The sequence below is a fragment of the Brevundimonas vesicularis genome (genome assembly GCF_900445985.1).
In the GTDB taxonomy this organism is placed as follows: Bacteria; Pseudomonadota; Alphaproteobacteria; order Caulobacterales; family Caulobacteraceae; genus Brevundimonas; species Brevundimonas vesicularis_D.
The window spans coordinates 64,336-81,154 of record NZ_UAQP01000014.1 but is presented as its reverse complement, the minus strand read 5'-3'; the positions used below and the strand labels follow the sequence as shown (position 1 = coordinate 81,154).

18 protein-coding genes and 1 tRNA gene are annotated in these 16,819 nt (G+C 67.6%); 16 read left to right on the top strand and 3 right to left on the bottom strand.

Annotated elements, in window-relative coordinates:
- Positions 1–45: 45 nt before the first annotated feature.
- From DT343_RS09470 to DT343_RS09410, 13 genes are all read left to right on the top strand, one after another.
- The gene (locus DT343_RS09470) at positions 46–1,968 is read left to right on the top strand and encodes a methyl-accepting chemotaxis protein (RefSeq protein WP_181669223.1); all 1,923 of its coding nucleotides are present in this window, start codon (positions 46–48) and stop codon (positions 1,966–1,968) included.
- Positions 1,968–2,243 carry an STAS domain-containing protein gene (locus DT343_RS09465; protein ID WP_112862703.1) on the top strand — a complete coding sequence of 92 codons (276 nt, stop codon included), beginning with the start codon at positions 1,968–1,970 and terminating at the stop codon, positions 2,241–2,243. Before DT343_RS09470 ends, DT343_RS09465 begins: the two co-directional genes overlap by 1 nt.
- Complete coding sequence (locus DT343_RS09460) at positions 2,240–2,605, top strand: response regulator (protein ID WP_017505900.1); 366 nt, start codon at positions 2,240–2,242, stop codon at positions 2,603–2,605. The genes DT343_RS09465 and DT343_RS09460 overlap by 4 nt, the downstream gene beginning before the upstream one ends.
- Before the next feature lie 29 nt (positions 2,606–2,634).
- Positions 2,635–4,893 (top strand): chemotaxis protein CheA, encoded by a 2,259-nt coding sequence (locus tag DT343_RS09455; protein WP_112862702.1) that lies wholly within the window; start codon positions 2,635–2,637, stop codon positions 4,891–4,893.
- Between the two features lie 3 nt (positions 4,894–4,896).
- Positions 4,897–5,352: a chemotaxis protein CheW gene (locus tag DT343_RS09450; RefSeq protein ID WP_017505898.1), complete on the top strand. Its 456-nt coding sequence runs from the start codon at positions 4,897–4,899 to the stop codon at positions 5,350–5,352.
- On the top strand, positions 5,349–6,209 hold the full coding sequence (locus tag DT343_RS09445) for a CheR family methyltransferase (protein ID WP_112862701.1): 861 nt from the start codon (positions 5,349–5,351) through the stop codon (positions 6,207–6,209). Before DT343_RS09450 ends, DT343_RS09445 begins: the two co-directional genes overlap by 4 nt.
- Positions 6,206–7,243, top strand: coding sequence for a protein-glutamate methylesterase/protein-glutamine glutaminase (locus DT343_RS09440; RefSeq protein ID WP_112862700.1), 1,038 nt, complete (start codon positions 6,206–6,208; stop codon positions 7,241–7,243). The genes DT343_RS09445 and DT343_RS09440 overlap by 4 nt, the downstream gene beginning before the upstream one ends.
- A 15-nt stretch (positions 7,244–7,258) precedes the next feature.
- Positions 7,259–7,648: a response regulator gene (locus DT343_RS09435; RefSeq protein ID WP_039246211.1), complete on the top strand. Its 390-nt coding sequence runs from the start codon at positions 7,259–7,261 to the stop codon at positions 7,646–7,648.
- Complete coding sequence (locus DT343_RS09430; RefSeq protein ID WP_112862699.1) at positions 7,645–8,187, top strand: chemotaxis protein CheD; 543 nt, start codon at positions 7,645–7,647, stop codon at positions 8,185–8,187. The genes DT343_RS09435 and DT343_RS09430 overlap by 4 nt, the downstream gene beginning before the upstream one ends.
- 2 nt (positions 8,188–8,189) lie before the next feature.
- A complete protein-coding gene (locus DT343_RS09425) occupies positions 8,190–8,534 on the top strand; it encodes a hypothetical protein (protein WP_112862698.1) in 345 nt (114 codons plus the stop codon).
- Positions 8,535–8,538: 4 nt separating this feature from the next.
- Entirely contained in the window at positions 8,539–9,129 is a 591-nt protein-coding gene (locus DT343_RS09420; protein WP_017505892.1) for a response regulator, read from the top strand.
- On the top strand, positions 9,126–9,605 hold the full coding sequence (locus DT343_RS09415; RefSeq protein WP_112862697.1) for a hypothetical protein: 480 nt from the start codon (positions 9,126–9,128) through the stop codon (positions 9,603–9,605). The genes DT343_RS09420 and DT343_RS09415 overlap by 4 nt, the downstream gene beginning before the upstream one ends.
- A gap of 196 nt (positions 9,606–9,801) precedes the next feature.
- Positions 9,802–9,878 (top strand) — tRNA-Arg (locus DT343_RS09410).
- A 290-nt stretch (positions 9,879–10,168) separates the two neighbouring features.
- Here the strand turns inward: DT343_RS09410 and DT343_RS09405 are convergent.
- Together DT343_RS09405 and DT343_RS09400 are read right to left on the bottom strand one after the other, a co-directional pair.
- The gene (locus tag DT343_RS09405; protein ID WP_181669169.1) at positions 10,169–11,548 is read right to left on the bottom strand and encodes a sensor histidine kinase; all 1,380 of its coding nucleotides are present in this window, start codon (positions 11,546–11,548) and stop codon (positions 10,169–10,171) included.
- Positions 11,545–12,234 carry a response regulator transcription factor gene (locus tag DT343_RS09400; protein ID WP_112862695.1) on the bottom strand — a complete coding sequence of 230 codons (690 nt, stop codon included), beginning with the start codon at positions 12,232–12,234 and terminating at the stop codon, positions 11,545–11,547. Before DT343_RS09400 ends, DT343_RS09405 begins: the two co-directional genes overlap by 4 nt.
- 113 nt (positions 12,235–12,347) lie before the next feature.
- Here DT343_RS09400 and DT343_RS09395 point away from each other — a divergent pair, with 113 nt between their 5' ends.
- The 3 genes from DT343_RS09395 (at position 12,348) to DT343_RS09385 (ending at position 15,239) form a co-directional block, all read left to right on the top strand.
- Positions 12,348–13,037, top strand: a complete 690-nt coding sequence (locus DT343_RS09395) for a hypothetical protein (protein WP_112862694.1) — start codon at positions 12,348–12,350, stop codon at positions 13,035–13,037.
- Between the two features lie 37 nt (positions 13,038–13,074).
- The gene (locus DT343_RS09390) at positions 13,075–14,766 is read left to right on the top strand and encodes a caspase family protein (protein ID WP_181669168.1); all 1,692 of its coding nucleotides are present in this window, start codon (positions 13,075–13,077) and stop codon (positions 14,764–14,766) included.
- 116 nt (positions 14,767–14,882) lie between these two features.
- The gene (locus DT343_RS09385; RefSeq protein ID WP_220116659.1) at positions 14,883–15,239 is read left to right on the top strand and encodes a hypothetical protein; all 357 of its coding nucleotides are present in this window, start codon (positions 14,883–14,885) and stop codon (positions 15,237–15,239) included.
- A 4-nt stretch (positions 15,240–15,243) separates the two neighbouring features.
- On the opposite strand, the gene DT343_RS09380 is transcribed toward DT343_RS09385, so the two are convergent.
- On the bottom strand, positions 15,244–16,791 hold the full coding sequence (locus tag DT343_RS09380; RefSeq protein ID WP_112862692.1) for a tetratricopeptide repeat protein: 1,548 nt from the start codon (positions 16,789–16,791) through the stop codon (positions 15,244–15,246).
- Positions 16,792–16,819: the final 28 nt, after the last annotated feature.

Here is a 16,819-nt window from a genome sequence, read left to right as displayed (position 1 = left end):
GTAACCGATCCATCGGGGGATGCTGAGTTGAAGTTGATCGAGAATATGCCCGTCGGCCGCAAGCTGTTCGCGGCCTTTGGCCTCGTTTTGGCGGCGATCGCCGTCATGGGCGCCATCATCATCGCCAGCCTGTTGCAGCTTGAGGCCGCTGGTGAAGTGCGCACGGTGGAAAACCAGGCCAACCGCTCCACGGCGACTGCGGAGTTCTATATGGCCCGCCAGGAGAACGCCTTGCGCGGCTATCTACTGTCTCAGGATCCCTACTATCTCGAGCGCGTCGACGCGCACCGCGCCAAGTTCCTCGCGGCCATGAATGAACTGCGTGGCGAGCTGCCGGCCGATCGCGCCGCCCTGATCGACAAGGCCGTCGCGGGCAATGCGGTCTGGTACAAGAATGTCGTCGAAGCCGGTTCGGCGATGGTCCGAGACGGTCGCGGCGCCCAGGCCGTGCAGATGGTCGGTCGCAACGGAAGCGCTGACAACTTTGTCGCGCCGGTCGAGGAGGCGGTTGACGCGATCAAGGCCGCCAACGACACGGCGCTGAAAGCGGCGGTCGAAGCTCAGGACACCGCCAGCCGCACCGCGCTGATCGCTACGATTGTCGGCCTGATCTCGGCCTTGGTGATCGCCCTGATGGCCGGCTTTGTCGCAACCCGGTCCATCGTGCGGCCGGTCTTCACGATGATCGGCTATATGCAGAAGCTGATGGCCGGCGACACCGACATCAAGGTCGCCAGCGCCGAGCGCAAGGATGAGTTCGGAAAGATGGGGCAGGCCATCCTGGCCTTCCGCGACGCGGCGATCGAGAAGGTTCGCGTCGAACAAGAAGCCACGGCCCATCGCTCCATGAGCGAGCAGGAACGCGCCGAACGCGAAGCGGACAAGGCGCGCGAAGCCGCCGAGGACGCCCGTGCCATCGCGGCCCTGGGCCAAGGTCTGTCGGCCATGTCGAACGGCGACCTGACCCACCGCATCGACATCGAGTTCAATGCCAAATCGGCTCAGCTGAAGACCGACTTCAACGCCGCTATCTCCCAGCTGCAGCAGGCCGTTTCGGTGGTGGTCAACAACGTCTCGGGCATCCGCTCGGGCGCCGGCGAGATTTCGCAGGCCGCCGACGACCTGTCGCGCCGCACCGAACAGCAGGCCGCCTCGCTGGAGGAAACCGCCGCCGCGCTGGATGAAATCACCGCCACGGTGAACAAGACCGCCTCAGGCGCCCGCCAGGCTTCAGACGTGGTCCAGGCGGCGCGTGGGGACGCCGAAAAGAGCGGCGTGATCGTGCGCGACGCCGTCCAGGCGATGACCGCCATCGAGGGCTCGTCCACCCAGATCAACCAGATCATCGGCGTGATCGACGAGATCGCCTTCCAGACTAACCTTCTGGCCCTGAACGCCGGCGTCGAGGCCGCGCGCGCCGGCGAGGCCGGTCGTGGGTTTGCGGTGGTCGCCTCCGAAGTCCGCGCCCTGGCCCAGCGTTCGGCCGAAGCCGCCAAGGAGATCAAGACCCTGATCTCGGCCTCGACCGGCCAAGTCGGCGCAGGCGTGAAACTGGTCGGCGAGACCGGCGAGGCCCTGCAACGGATCGTGGACCGCGTCGCCGAAATCGACAGCCTGGTCACCGAGATCGCCGCCTCGGCCCAGGAACAGGCCGTCGGCCTGGCGCAGGTCAACACCGCCGTGAACCAGATGGACCAGGTCACCCAGCAGAACGCCGCCATGGTCGAGCAGTCGACCGCCGCCAGCCACTCGCTGGCCCAGGAGGCGGAAAGCCTGCAGGCCTCGGTCGCCCAGTTCCGTGTCGGGTCTTCGCCGTCGCGCGCCGCCTCGCCCGCGCCGGTTCGCACCCCCGCGCCCGTCGCCAAGCCGTCGAGCCACATGGCCGCCGCTCTGAAGGTCATCGGCCGAGGCGGCGCCGCACCCAAGCCTCAAGCCACCGCCGTCGAGGACGGCTGGGAGGAGTTCTGATGACTGAAAGCCTGATCCTGTCCGACGTTCTGGACCTGAATGCAGCCGAGCCGTTGAAGGCGGAATTGCTGGCCCTGCGCGGTCACCCGGTAGTTCTGGACGCCTCCGCCGTCCAGCGTCTGGGCGGCCTGTGCCTGCAGATTCTGTTGTCGGCGCGAAAGACGTGGGCGGCCGACGGCGTCAACCTAAGTTTAGGGTCTGTGTCCCAATACTGGACGGAACAATGGGCCGCCTATGGCGCGCCGGACTTCAACACCGAGGGGGCGTTGGCATGACCAAGACTGTTCTGACGATCGACGATTCACGCACCATGCGCGACATGCTGCTGATGGCGCTGGAAGATGCGGGCTATACCGTGATCCAGGCCGTCGACGGCGTCGACGGGCTGGAGACGCTGGACGCCAAGGGCGCCGACGTCATCATCACCGACATCAACATGCCCCGCATGGACGGTTTCGGGGTCATCGAGGGCGTGCGCGCCAACCCCAACCACCGCACGACCCCGGTGCTGGTGCTGACGACCGAGAGCGACGTGGAGAAGAAGGCGCGCGCCCGCGCCGCCGGCGCTACCGGCTGGATCGTCAAGCCGTTCGACCCCGTCAAGCTGGTGGACGCTGTCCGCCGCGTCGCCGCCTGATCGCTTAAAGCCCGCCGGACCCCGAACCAATGGACGCCTTCGAAGCCATCAAAGCCACCTTCTTCCAGGAGTGCGACGAACTGCTCGCCGACCTGGAAGCCAAGCTGATGCTGCTTGAACAGGGGCAGACCGATCTGGAGACGATCAACGCCGTCTTCCGCGCTGTCCATTCGGTCAAGGGCGGGGCAGGGGCCTTCGGCCTGGAGGCTCTAGTCCGGTTCGCCCACGTCTTCGAGACCCTGATGGACGAACTGCGCGCGGGGCGTAAGCCGTGCGACGCGATCACCATCAAGACCCTGCTGCGCGCCTCCGACGTGCTGGCCGATCACATTCAGGCGGCCCAGGGTCTGATCCCGCCGGTGGACGAGGCGCGGTCCGCCGCCCTGGTCGCCGAAATGCAGGTCCTGACCCACGGCGGCGAGGCGCCGGTTGAGGTCGAAGAAGACGAAGACGACTTCGGCTTCACCCCCATGGCCTTCGACATGGCGCTGGACGACGCCGCGCCCCTGCCCATCGAGGATCTGGGCGGCGACTTGGGCGCCGACGCGCCGTCGACCGGCTGGCGCGTCGTGTTCAAGCCCATGGGCCGGATGTACGTCAACGCCAACGAGACCAGCCTGCTTCTGCGCGAACTGGGCCGCCTCGGCCCGGTCACGGTCGTCGTGGACGACAGCGAGACGCCCACGCTGGACGCCCTGTCGGTCGAGGACGGCTGCCTGACCTGGACCGTCGATCTGGCCGCAGCCGTCGATGAGGCCGCCGTGCGCGAGGTCTTCGATTTCGTCGAGAGCGACTGCGAACTGACCATCACGCCCCTGGGGGCCGGCGCAGTTGGCGCATCCAGCATCGGTGCGTTTGAAGACGAGCCGGCCGCCGTCCTGCCCGCCAGCGACGAGCTGGACATCGCCGCACTGCTCGCCAAGGCGAGCGGTGCGGCCGCCGAGCCTGAGCCCCAGCTTCAGCCTGAAGCCATCCCCTTGGCCGCGGTCGAGCCCGAGCCTGCGCCGGTCCCGCCCGTCGCTCCGCCAGTCGCCGCCCCTGTCGCTGCGGCGACGACTTCCGCCCCTGTCGCTCCCGTCGCGCCCGCGCCGGTGACGATCCGCGTCGATCTGGATCGCGTGGATCGCCTGATCAACGTCGTCGGCGAACTGGTCATCCAGCAAGCCATGCTGTCGCAGCGTGTTTTGGAAAGCGGCCTGGCCCGGTCCTCCGGCATCGCGCTCGGGATGGAAGACCTGGAACTGCTGACCCGCGAGATCCAGGATAGCGTCATGGCTATCCGCGCCCAGCCGGTGAAATCGGTGTTCCAGCGCATGCCGCGTTTGGTCCGCGAAGTCGCCGACATGGTCTCCAAACAGGTTCGTCTGGTGACCGCCGGCGAGGATACCGAGGTCGACAAGACCGTGGTCGAACGCCTGGCCGAGCCCATCACCCACATGCTGCGCAACGCCATCGACCACGGACTGGAAACGCCCGAAGAGCGCGTCGCCGCCGGCAAGCCGGCCGAGGGCACGGTGCGCCTCGCCGCCCTGCACCGCTCGGGTCGGATCGTCATCGAGATCTCCGACGACGGCCGCGGCATCAACCGCGAACGCGTCAAGAAGATCGCCGTCGACAAGGGGCTGATCGCCGCCGACGCGCCCCTGACCGACGAACAGATCGACAATCTGATCTTCGCGCCGGGCTTCTCCACCGCCGCCGTCGTGTCCGACATCTCGGGCCGGGGCGTGGGTATGGATGTGGTGAAACGCTCGATCCAGGCCCTGGGCGGCCGCATCTCCATCAGCTCGGTTCCGGGCAAGGGTTCCACCTTCACCCTCAGCCTGCCGCTGACGCTGGCGGTGTTGGACGGCATGGTCGTCACCGCCGCTGAACAGACGCTGATCGCGCCGCTGCCGGCCATCGTCGAGAGCCTGACCCCACAGGCTGTCGACCTGCATTTCGTCGGCGGCGTGGATCCTGTCATCCGCTTCCGCGACCGGTTCCTGCCGCTGATCGACGTGGCCTTGATCATGGGCTTCCGCGAACAACCGATGATCCCGACCGAAGGCGTCGCCGTGGTCGTCGAAACCGAAGGCGGCCAGCAGGCGGCCCTGCTGTTCGACGCCATCCAGGGCCAGCGCCAGGTGGTCATCAAGAGCCTGGAAACCAACTACCAGCAGGTCGAGGGCGTCGCCGCCGCCACCATCCTGGGCGACGGGCGCGTGGCCCTGATCCTAGATGTCGACGTGCTGGTCACCGACATGCGCCGCAAATCCGTCCGTCCCGACTTCAAGCTCGCGAGCTGAACCATGACCGAAGCCAAAGATCTCCAGCGTGAATTGATCGCCTTTCGCATCGGCAGTCAGGAATTCTGCGTCGACATCATGTCGGTGCGTGAAATCCGCGGCTGGACGCCGGCGACCCCTCTGCCCCGCTCGCCGGGCTATATGAAGGGCGTCATCAACCTGCGCGGCACGGTCCTGCCGATCATCGACCTGGGCGCACGCTTCGGTCTGACGACCTCGGAACCGACGGCGCGTCACGTCATCATGGTCGCCCATATCGGCGGCCGCATGGTCGGCCTGCTGGTCGATGCGGTGTCCGACATCCTGCAGATGAGCGACGCATCGGTGCAGCCGACGCCCGACGTCGCCAGCGATCAGGTCAAGACCTTCGTCAAGGGCATCTTCTCCATCGACGGGCGCATGATCAGCCTGATCGAACTGGATTACATCCTGCCGCAAGTCGAGGCCGAAGCCGCATGACCGCCGCCGCCGGCCGGGGATCCATCGTCGAGGGCGAGTTCGTCTTCACCGCCGACGATTTTCGCCACATCGCCCAGATGCTGCACGCCCACGCTGGCATCGCCCTGAACGAGGGAAAGGCCGCGCTCGTCTATTCGCGCCTGGCAAAGCGCCTTCGCACCCTGGGCCTGACCAGCTTCCGCGACTACTGCGCCCTGGTCGAGGGCGTGGATGGTGTCGACGAGCGCCAGAAGATGACCGCGGCCCTGACCACCAATGTCACCCGCTTCTATCGCGAACCGCACCATTTCGACGACCTGCGCGACCGGGTCATGCCCGAACTGGCGGCGCGTGCCCGCGCCGGCGGCCGGGTCCGCCTGTGGTCGGCGGCCTGCTCGAACGGGCAGGAGCCCTATTCGATGGCCCTGACCGTACTCCAGGCCCTGCCCGAGGCGGCGGAGCTGGACGTGCGCATCCTGGCCACCGACATCGACCCCAACATGGTCGCCCAGGGCCATGACGGCGTCTATTCGGAAGAAGCGCTGGAGCCCGCGCCCGTCACCCTGTGGCGCAAATATTTCGACCGCGCCGATCGCGGCCAGTGGGTCGCGGGCCCTCAACTGAAGCGTCTGGTCAGCTTCAAGGAACTGAACCTGATCGGCGACTGGCCGATGAAGGGGAAGTTCGACGTCATCTTCTGCCGCAACGTCGTCATCTATTTCGATGACGCGACCCAGGAACGGGTGTGGAAGCGGTTCACTCCGCTGATGAATCCCGGCGCGACACTCTACATCGGTCACTCCGAACGCGTCTCCGGCCCGGCGACCAGCCAGCTGCAGACCGCCGGCCTGACCACCTACCGTTTGGGTGGCGCATGAGCCCCGTGCGCGTCCTCGTCGTCGACGACAGCCTGACCATGCGTGGGCTGATCTCGGCCGCCCTGAAGTCCGACCCTGAGATCGAGGTCGTCGGCACCGCCGCCGATCCCATCGAGGCGCGCGCCGCGATCAAGGCCCTGAACCCCGACGTCATCACTCTGGACGTCGAAATGCCCAATATGAACGGGCTGGAGTTCCTGGAAAAGATCATGCGGCTGCGGCCCATGCCCGTGGTCATGGTCTCGACCCTGACGGCGGCGGGCACGGACGTGACCCTGGCCGCGCTGGAAATCGGCGCCGTGGATGCTGTGGCCAAGCCCGCCGTCGCCAGCGTCGACGCCTTCCACGACCTGATCGGCAAGGTGAAGACCGCCGCCCGCTCGCGCGTTCGCGCCCGTGGCGATACGCCGGCCGGCGCTACGGCGCCGCATACTTATCACGCCGATCCCAATCATATCCTCGCCATCGGGTCGTCCACCGGCGGGGTCGAGGCCCTGCTGACCGTGCTCAGCGGCTTCCCGCTCGACTGCCCCGCGACCGTGATCACCCAGCACATGCCCGCGACCTTCACCGCCAGCTTCGCCGCGCGTCTGGACCGCGTCTGCGCCCCGAGCGTGAGCGAGGCCGTGGACGGCGCTCCGCTGAAGCCGGGGCATATCTATCTGGCCCCCGGCGGCGCGACCCATCTGGAGGTGACCGCCGGCCTGACGCCCCGTTGCCGACTGGTCGCCAGCGATCCGGTCAACGGCCACCGTCCGTCGGTCGATGTGATGTTCGACTCCGTCGCTCGGCTGAAGCGGCCGATGACCGGCGTCATCCTGACCGGCATGGGCCGCGACGGCGCCAAGGGTCTGCTGGCCATGCGCCAGGCCGACGGCCGCACCCTGGGTCAGGACGAGGCGACCTGCGTCGTCTACGGCATGCCCAAGGCCGCCTTTGAAATCGGCGCCGTGGAGCGGCAGTTGCCGCTGCACCGCCTGTCCCCCGCCATTCTCGAACTGTGCGCCGATCCGGCCGCGCGGTCAGTCGCCTAACCGGGAGCGTAACCTATGCCCGCCGCCGCCTCACTTCACTGCCTGGTCGTTGATGATCAGATGACGATGCGTTCGCTGGTCCGCACCAGCCTGCAACAGCTCGGCGTGCGCGAAATCCGCGAGGCCGCCGACGGCGAAATCGCCCTGCGCGAAATCGTATCCAAGCCCGCGCACCTGATCATCTCCGACTACAATATGCCGAACCTGGACGGGCTGGGCCTGCTGCGCGCCGTGCGCGCCCATCCCCCCACCTCCAAGACCGCCTTCATCATGCTGACGGGCCGCGCCGACCGCGAACTGGTCCAGCGCGCGGTGCAATTCGGTGTCAACAACTACCTGGTCAAGCCTTTCACCGTCGCCCAGCTGAAGGGCAAGCTGGAAGCCGTCTTCGGTCCTCTGACATGACGTTCGCGGCGCTGAAGGACACGGTCGAAAAACGCGTTCACGTCGGTCAGGGCGAGCACCACATCACGTCCGATCCCAACGTCGTCCTCAGCACCATCCTGGGCTCCTGCGTCGCCATGTGCGTGCGTGATCCGCTGGCCGGCGTCGGCGGCATGAACCACTTCCTGCTGCCCGAAGGTTCGGGCGCCGGGACCGACGCGGGGCGTCGCTACGGCGCCTATGCGATGGAACTGCTGATCAACGACATGCTCAAGGCCGGCGCCCGGCGCGACCGGCTGGAGGCCAAGTTGTTCGGCGGCGGCCGCATGTTCGATTCCTTGCGAGACGTCGGACGCAGCAATGCCGACTTCGCCGAGAAATTCCTCCGCGACGAAGGCATTCCCGTGGTGGGCGGCAGCCTGCGTGGCGACGGCGGCCGGCGCCTGCACTATTGGCCCGTCACCGGTCGGGCCTTGCAACGCGCCGTGACCGACGTCGTCGCGCCCAAGCCCGTGCCCGTCATGGCCCCGGTCGACACCGGCGCCCTGGAACTGTTCTGAGCATGAGCGCCCCTCCCGAACACGCCGATCTGCTGGCCGCCGTCGCCGACGAGCTGATGCTGGTGCGCGAAGGCATCGACGGGATCGAGGCCCTGGTCAGCGATCTGGTCCGCCGCGCCCCGCCGGAGGAACGTCCAAACGCCCTGACCCAGGCTCAGGCCCTGGATGCCCTGACCCAACGTCTCGAGGCTCTGTCCGGCGTCCTGCGCATGCTGGGCGGCGGCGCCAGCCCGTCCGAGGCCGTCAGCCGGTTGTCGCTGGCCGACATGGCCGGCCGCCTCCGTCCCGCCGCCGGCGAGCAGCGGCAGGCAGCGACCGCCGACGCCGGCGACCTGATGCTGTTCTGACGCCATGGCCAAGAGCGATCGGGTCAACCTAGCGCACACGACGGTCCTTCTGATCGACGACCAGCCCACGTCGCTGGATATGCTGGCCTCCATCGTTCAGGGCTTCGGTTGCAAGGAGCAGATCAAATGCACCTCGGCCCAGGCGGCGGTCGAGCTGCTGGCGCGACGGTCGGTCGATCTGATCCTCATCGACTGCATCATGCCGGACATGGACGGTTATGACTTCGTCCGCTGGCTGCGGCGCGACGCGCCTGCGCCGACTCGCTATGTGCCCGTCATCATGATCCTGGGTCACGCCTCGCAAGCCAAGGTTCACCAGGGCCGCGACTGCGGCGCCAGCTTCATCGTCGCCAAGCCCCTGTCGCCCTCGCTGCTGCTCAAGCGGATCATCTGGTTGGGCGGTGAGGACCGGGATTTCGTCGAGACCGAACACTACATCGGCCCCGACCGCCGGGTGCACAACTACGGCCCGCCGCCCGGCACAGACGGTCGTCGCGAAAGCGACCTGTCCGGCGACCTGGGCGAGGCGGTGGAAGAAAACATGGACCAGGACGAGATCGACATGCTGTTGAAGCCGATGAAGGTCAGCCTGTGACCGGGTCCGCCGCCGCGCCCAAGCCGGCAAAAATCCGCCGGGTCCACACCTCGCTCCAGCGCGAGATGGCGCGTCCGGGCGGTCGTCTGATCGTCGAGGCCGAGTCTCGCGCCAACCAGGCGCTGGACGAACAGCGCGACAACGTCTTCGCTCTGCTGGCGGCCAACGTCGACGCCATCGCGGCCCTGTGCGCCACGCGTCCAGACGATGCTCCGGCCCAGATCTACGCCTTGGCCTCCGCCATGGTCGACATGGCCGGCTATCTCGATGTGCCGACCTTCTTCGAGGCCGCCTTCAGCCTCTGCGAGATCGCAGACCGGATGCAGGACGCCGGCGCATGGTCTTGGCCGTCGGTCGAGGTCCACGTGCGCGCGCTTCGCCTGACCCTGGCCACGCAGGGCCAGTCCAGCGCCGATTCCGACCGCCTTCTGGAGGGCCTTCGCGCCCTGATCGCCCACGTCCCGCCCGTCGGTTAACGGCCGTTCCGTTCTTGCGGAACAAGGGCGAAACGAATCAGGACCGAATCGCTGACATCGCCCGTTTCGTCCTTTGTTCACTGCGATATCTGGTAGGTTAAGCCTTCTTAACCACAAGCGCCCGACCGGCCCGCGCCCCACTTTTTCGCCGCCCCGACTTCCCCCCGCCGCCCCGACCCGCTACGGCGTCCTGCGTGGCCCCGTAGCTCAGCTGCATAGAGCAAGGCTTTCCTAAAGCCGAGGTCGCAGGTTGGAGTCCTGCCGGGGTCGCCATCTTCGTGTCGGTGCAAGTTAAGGCTGGCACGAATCCAACTTAAGACGCGAAAAACAAGCTAAGGCAGGATCGAGCAGTCGAGGTGGAATGTCTGCCTATGACTCATTGCGGACGTTCAGCGTGTCCGCTGTCTGGCCTTTGAATATCCAATCCACCCTCGCATCCTCCCGCCCCCCCACTAAGGCCGTGTCGGCAGTGGCAATCGTGACAGGCGAAATCCGTGAAGGTTCAGTTACAACCGATCAGCCGCAACTTATCTGCAACTGCGTGATATCCTTCAGACCGATGATCAGGCGTCCGCATCACGTTCAGCAAAGCTGAGGACGACGCGAAGGCCTCGATCGTATGGTCCGTCTTCAAGTCGAAGCTCGGCGGCATGCCGTGCGGCGACGGCCGACACCAAGGCCAGCCCCAGGCCGAGACCTGGGGCACACGTCATGGCGCCGCGCGTGCGCGGTCTGAGCATTTCGCTTCGCGTGGATGCGGGAACGCCGGGACCATCGTCCGCGACCGAGAGCTCGACACCGCCTTCGACCGGCTCAACGGCGATCCGAACCGTTGAGCCGCGGGGGCAGTATTTGATGGCGTTGTCGAGCAGGTTGGCGACGACGCGGATCAGCAGGGCCTGTTCGCCGGCGACATGGGCTGGCTGGAGGTCCAGCGTGAGCGCGATCCCGGCGTCCTCGGCGACAGGTCGATAGAGATCGGCCGCCTGTTGCGCGACGACCGACAGATCGACGGGCGACAGGACGACGGTCGATCCCGCCTCGATCTCTGCGAGGTCGAGCAGCGCGTCGAACGTCTCCAGTATGGCGTTCGTCTCGGCGATCGCGGCCTCGGCCGCCGTGCGCGCCTGGTCGAGGGTGGCGGCGGTTCGGATTGTGTCGAGGTCTGAGCGCAGGCGCGCGATGGGCGTGCGTAGGTCGTGCGCCGCCTGGTTCGAAACCTCTCGCAGGCCGCCCACGAGGGCGTCGATCCGCTCGAACATGGCGTTCACTGACCGGGCCAGAGCGCCGAACTCATCCGACGCAGCGGCGCCGGGCGCGCGGGCGGTCAGGTCGCCCGCCCCGAAGTCTTCGCAGGCCTGGTTGACGGCTTCGACGCGGCGGACCAGGCGCAGGCTGGCGATGGGGCCGATGACGAAGGCGACGAGAGCCGCCAGCGCGAGTGCGAGCAGGCCGACGGCCATGACGTCACGCTCCAGTCCCGCTTCGTCCTGAGTTCGACCGAGCAGAATATAGGCGCCTTGACCCAGACCGACCCGGTCGATCGCCGCGACCGACAGCCAACCGCGCGTGGCCAGGACCAGCCGGCCATCTCGCGCCACCCTTATGCTGGAGGCCGATAGATTCCCGGACCAGTCCCCGTTGGGCGCGACAAGCGCATACTGGACGCGATCCTTGCCCTGGGCGATCCGGGCGCCGACGATGGCGCGGGCGATGTCGAGGCGGAGCGCCGACGGCGCTTCGTCGATCTTGGTCTTCAGGTCGCGGCTGTCGGCGAAGACCAGGGATTGGAGGCGTTCGCGGTTTTTCTGGGCGACCAGATGCATGGCTCCTGCGAAGAACAGACCCGAAATGAGGATGAAGACGACGGCGTAAGCAAGCGACAGGCGTGCGACGGACGAGGCGCGCCTGGAGCGAGGCTGGGTCTTGCGCAAACCATTCACGCCGTTGCGCCGTCCGACAGCATGAAGCCCTGGCCGCGTACGGTCTCGATCAATGGCGCGCCCGCGACGGCCTGGATCTTGGCGCGCAGTCGCGACAGATTCACGTCGATGACGTTGATCTGCGGCGGAATCCGATACTCGGGCCAGCAGGCGTCCCATAGCATCTGGCGCGAGACCACCAGATCGTGATTGGCGGCCAGAAAGGCGAGGATGTCGAACTCCTTTGGCGACAGGTCGAGGTGGCGGTTGCGCCAGTGGGCGGTGCGCGCCTTGACCCGGACTTCCAGTTCGCCGAGCAGAAAGACCTCGGGATGGCCGCGTGTCGAGCCGCGCCGCAGCATGGCGCGCAGACGCGCGACCAGTTCCTCGGCCTCGAACGGTTTGACCAAATAGTCGTCGGCGCCGGCGTCCAGCCCCTCCACCCGATGCCGGGTCGCGGCGAGGTTGGACAGGACGAGAGCGGGCGTGCGGACCCCCAATGCGCGCAGTTGCGTCAAACCCTCCAGCCCGTCTCCGTCCTCGACCATGCGGTCGAGGATCAGGACGTCGAACGGTTTGGCGGCTGCCGTCTTCACGGCGGCGGCGACGGTGGCGTGCGACACCAGGTCCAGATCGGGGACGTCGGCCAGCGCGGAGCGCACGCGATCGGCGGCGTCGCCATCGTCTTCCAGCAAGAGTATGCGCATGTCGGCCTCCTTCGGGCCCCATCCTAGGCTGCGGCGCGGCTGGGCGGGGCTGACAAGGCTCGTAAGTTGCGATGGTCGCCGAGTATGAGGCAAGAAGAACAATGCTCGTTCGAATGCTTTGCCTCGGTATCCTTGCGTCCGGTCTGACCGCCGAGGCGACGGCGGCCCAATCGCTGTCCGCGCCGGCCCTTCAAATGGATGCCGCCACGGAGACGGCGGCGGCGCCGTTTGAGACCTTGGAGTTGTCGGCGCGTCTGGCGCGTCTCGGAAGGGAGCGCGGCGATCCTTGGCTGTTGGCGACGGCGGCGAGGCTGCGTCTCTCCACGCCCGCGCCCCTACGCACGGCTCAGCCCGAACCGGCCGAACCCGCTCTGCGCGACGGGGAGGGGGAATCGACCGATGAAGGAACCTGGCCTCAGATCGCGGAGGTCTGGCTGAACGAAGCGGAAGTGCTGGCCGAAGGTGACGCGCAGATCCTGGCCTTCATCACGTCGATCCGGGCCATGGAGTACAAGGGCAGGACGGGCGGCCCGTTGATGTCGCTGGCGCGGCTGCCAGCGGGGCAGGCCCATGTCTTTCGCGAGCGGTTCGCGCCGGGTCGGCCCGCGGTCGTCTATGTCGAAGGAGACGGGGACGCGCCGCTGGCGGTGACGGTCAAGGCCGGCAAGGGCCTGGTCTGTCAGGCGGCCGGTCCGGGCGACGTCAAGCTGTGCGCGTGGACGGCGCGCGAGCCCGGCGATTATCAGGTCGAGGTCCGCAATCTCGGCGCCGCCGCAAATCGTTACGCCTATGGCACCAACTAGGGGGCGAGCCGCGTTCGGGCTGCTGCTCGCGCTTGGGATGGGGCTTTGGGCAGGCGACGCGAGCGCCGAGAGCCGGGCTCTGTTGATCGGGATCGGGCGATATCGCGGTCTGCCGTCCGACTTCCGCCTTGCCGCGCCCGACCAGGATGTGACGCGCCTGAGCCGATCGCTGCAGGTCGCGGGCCTTTCCGAGGCGGCCATCAAGACGATCTCGGATCACGACAGCCCGGACGGGGCCAGCCGCGCCGCCATTTTGGAGCAGTTGGCGGCTCTGGAGCGAGAGGTAAAGCCCGACGACCGGGTGCTGATCTACTTCTCGGGGCATGGCGGTCAGCGGCTGGCGACGGCTGGAACTCAAGAGGCGGACGGGCTGGAGGAGGTCTGGCTCGCCTCCGACGCCGCCTTGGACGCCGGCGGCCGCCCGGCCGGCGGCGTGATTGCGGACCATGAAATCGCGGCCGCTGTCTCGCGGTTGCGCCGACGGGGTGCGGATGTATGGCTGGTGGTGGACGCCTGCTACGCGGCGGGCGTGACGAGAGGACGCGAGGCGCAGGGCGGCCAGGTGAAAACCGTTTCGCGGGGCGGCTCGGCCAGACGCGGACCGGACGTGCTCAACCGGCAGGAGACGGGGTTTGGCGGTGCGTCGTCATCGCAGGGTCCGGCGGGAGCGTTCGTCGGCTTCTACGCCGCCGGGGACGACGGCTTGGCCTTGGCGACCGACAAGGGCTCGGCCTTCTCCAACGCCCTGATCCGCAGCCTCGACGCCGGTCGCACCCGCAGCCTGCGCGATCTGGCGGCGGGTCTGCTGTCCGCCGATGGCCGGCTGGGGCCGGACGCCCCCCGCCCGATCTTCGAAGGCGACCTGGACGGCCCGGTTCTCGACGTGGTCGCCGGACGACAAAGGCGCTTCGCCATCGTGCGCCGAGGCGCCCAGACATTGCTCACAGCCGGGTTGGAGGAGGGTTTGGCGACCGATGAGCAGGTCGTGCTGGAGGACGAAGATCAAGCGGTTCGGGGCTATGGCCGGATCGCCTCGACCGGCCTCGGGCGTTCGGTGCTGGAAGCGGGATCGGCAGACGCGGTGGCGGCGCGGATCGCACCCCTCGTCGGTCAACCGAAGTCGCCGGCCGACCGCGTGGCGATGGCGATCGCTGCGCTGGGCGGAGGCTGGGCGCCCGACAGCCTGTCGATCGTCGCGCAACTTGATCGATCTGCGGCAGGGCTGTGCGGCGATGCCGTCGATGCGCAGGCGCCGCCCGCCACGGCGCGGATCGTCTCGCTTATGGCCCTGCCGGCGTTGCGCGCCTGTGACAGGTTGTATGTCGAGATGGTCAATACGGGCCGCGCGACGTTGGACGTGAACCTGCTCTATCTGTCTGCAGACGGGAGCGTTGTCGGCCCCAGCCTGCATCCGTCGGACACTGTGCGTCTGGCGCCGGGGGAGAGGCGGAGCGCCGCCTTGCGGATCGTGTCGGAGCGGAACGCGGTCATGGAGCGTCTCGCCATCCTCGCCATTCCGGCGGCGACGCGTTTTCCGGCCGATCTGCGATATCTCGCCGCTTCCACCAGCGGTCCAGGCGACCGAGGCGAAACCCCCGCCGAGCCCGGTTCTCTGGCCGGCTGGTTGGTCGACGCCTTGGATGGACGGCCGCATCGCGGCGGCGTCTCCGGGCCGCCGCCGGGCCATGCGGCCATGGCCGTCGCCTTTCCCGTCGTCGTCCTCCCATGACGGCGAATGTCAGAATGTCCCGGCCTTCTTACGGCGACTGTAAGTGGGGCCGGACGACGGTCTGAGCCACTTTCAGGTCAACGACGTCGCGTCGACGTCCGTGGAGAGGAATCGTCATGATCAATCGTAAGACCTTTATCCGCGCCATCGGCCTGACCGCCGCGATGGCGACCCTGACCCTGGGCGTCGCCGCGCCGGCCTCGGCGGGCGCGGGCGCCGATCGCCGCGTCCGCATCATCAACGATACGCGTGTGACCATGACGCAGTTCTACGCCTCCAGCGTGGACGCCGACGATTGGGAAGAAGACATCTTGGGCAACGACGTGCTGCGCCCCGGTCGCTCGGTGCGCATCAACATCGATGACGGCACCGGCGAATGCTATTTCGACTTCAAGGCCGTTTTCGCCGATGGCGACGTGCTGGTCCGCGAACGCATCAACGTCTGCAGCATCAGCGAATACCGCTACCGTTGAGGTCTTAGGGCGTGGCGGCGTCCTGTCGCCACGCCATCTCGATCCGATTGACGAAGGCCTGCCGCGTGATGGCGGAAAGGCCTTGGCTCGGAACGCCAGCCCGCGCAGAGGCCAGGATCAGAGCGCGCGCTCCGTTTCCCGCATCGGTCGCCATCGCCGACAAATCCGCATCCAGCGGACCTGCCTGCGCCAAAGCCAGATCGACCCGTGCGGTCTCCGCCGCGATCCGCGTCGGCGCCGAAGGGGGACGAGCCTGCGCGACAGCGACGGCGGTGTCGAGTTTGGTGCGTGCCTGATCGAGCCGCCCCTCACGCACATCCGCACGCGCCTGGATCAGCAGCGGCCCCGAAATCGCCGGGGCCTGAGGCGCGATCCGGGCATAGATGTCCAGCGCCTCCTGCGCGCGCTGCACGGCGAGGGCTTCGTCGCCATTGTCTTCGCGCGCCTTGGCCAGTTGGGCCAGCAGCGCCGCACGACCTTGCTGACCGGAAACCTCAAGCCCCAGATCGTCGAGGGCGCCTTCGAGACGGCCGACCGCCGCAGCCGGCCGCCCCGCCTGAACGTCGAGGTCGGCCAGCATCCCTTGGGCGGTGGTGGCGGTGCGACGCCCGGCGGCGCCCCCCTGCGCATAGGTTTCAACCGCCTGCTCCAGCAACGGCCTGGCCAGTTCGGGGCGGCCCATGTCGATGTAGAGCGACCCCAAACCCGCCAGCGCATTGCCCCTGAGCGAGGGCTGGGGCGACTGCTGCGCGTCGAGCAGCGCCAGTTGCTCACGCAGGGAGCGTTCAGCGTCTGCCAACCGCCCGGTGCGCTGCTGGGCCGCCGCCAAGGCTCTCAGCGCGCCGATCAGGGTTGGATCCCCTGCGGGCGCCGATGCGCGCTGGATGTCCACAGAGGTCTCGGCCTCTTCAAGCGCCTCAATCAGCCGCCCTTCATTCAGCAGGAGGATGTTGAGGTAGTTATAGACCAGCGGGCGGTAACGCTGTCCGGTCTCGTCGGCCGAGGCTAGCGTCGTGATAGCCGACCGATAGCTCGCTTCAGCGTCGCGACGTCGATCCTGCGCCTGCTGCGCCATGCCCAGAACGGCGATCCCCATGCCGACGTCCGTGCGCATCGCCGGCGTATCGGGCGATTGGCGAAGACCCGCCAAAGCCGTTTCGATGACCGCTTGGGCCTCGATGGGCTTGCCCGTCATGATGGTGTTGACGGCGATCTGTATGCGCAGATTGTGCAGTCTGGGGTCGTTCGCATCCAGAGCCGCCTCGCGCAGCGCGAGCGCTTCGTGACAGTCGGAAATGTCGGGCTCGGCCTGGTTGGACCTCGCATCGCAGCGGGCGACCAGAGCGTCGGACAGCAGGATCGGATCGGCGGGCCGGATCGCGCGTGTCGCCGCAATGGCGCGGTCAACCGCCACGAAAGCATCGTCCAGCCGGCCGCTTTCGCGCGCCACGGTCGCGGCCTGAATGTCGGCGAGGATCGCGTCGCGCGGCTCGGTCGCCGCAGCCGGCGCCGACTGGGGGGCGAAGAGCAACAGGCTGATCAATTGAAACATCGCGCCGATCCCGTGGCCATTGCGATAA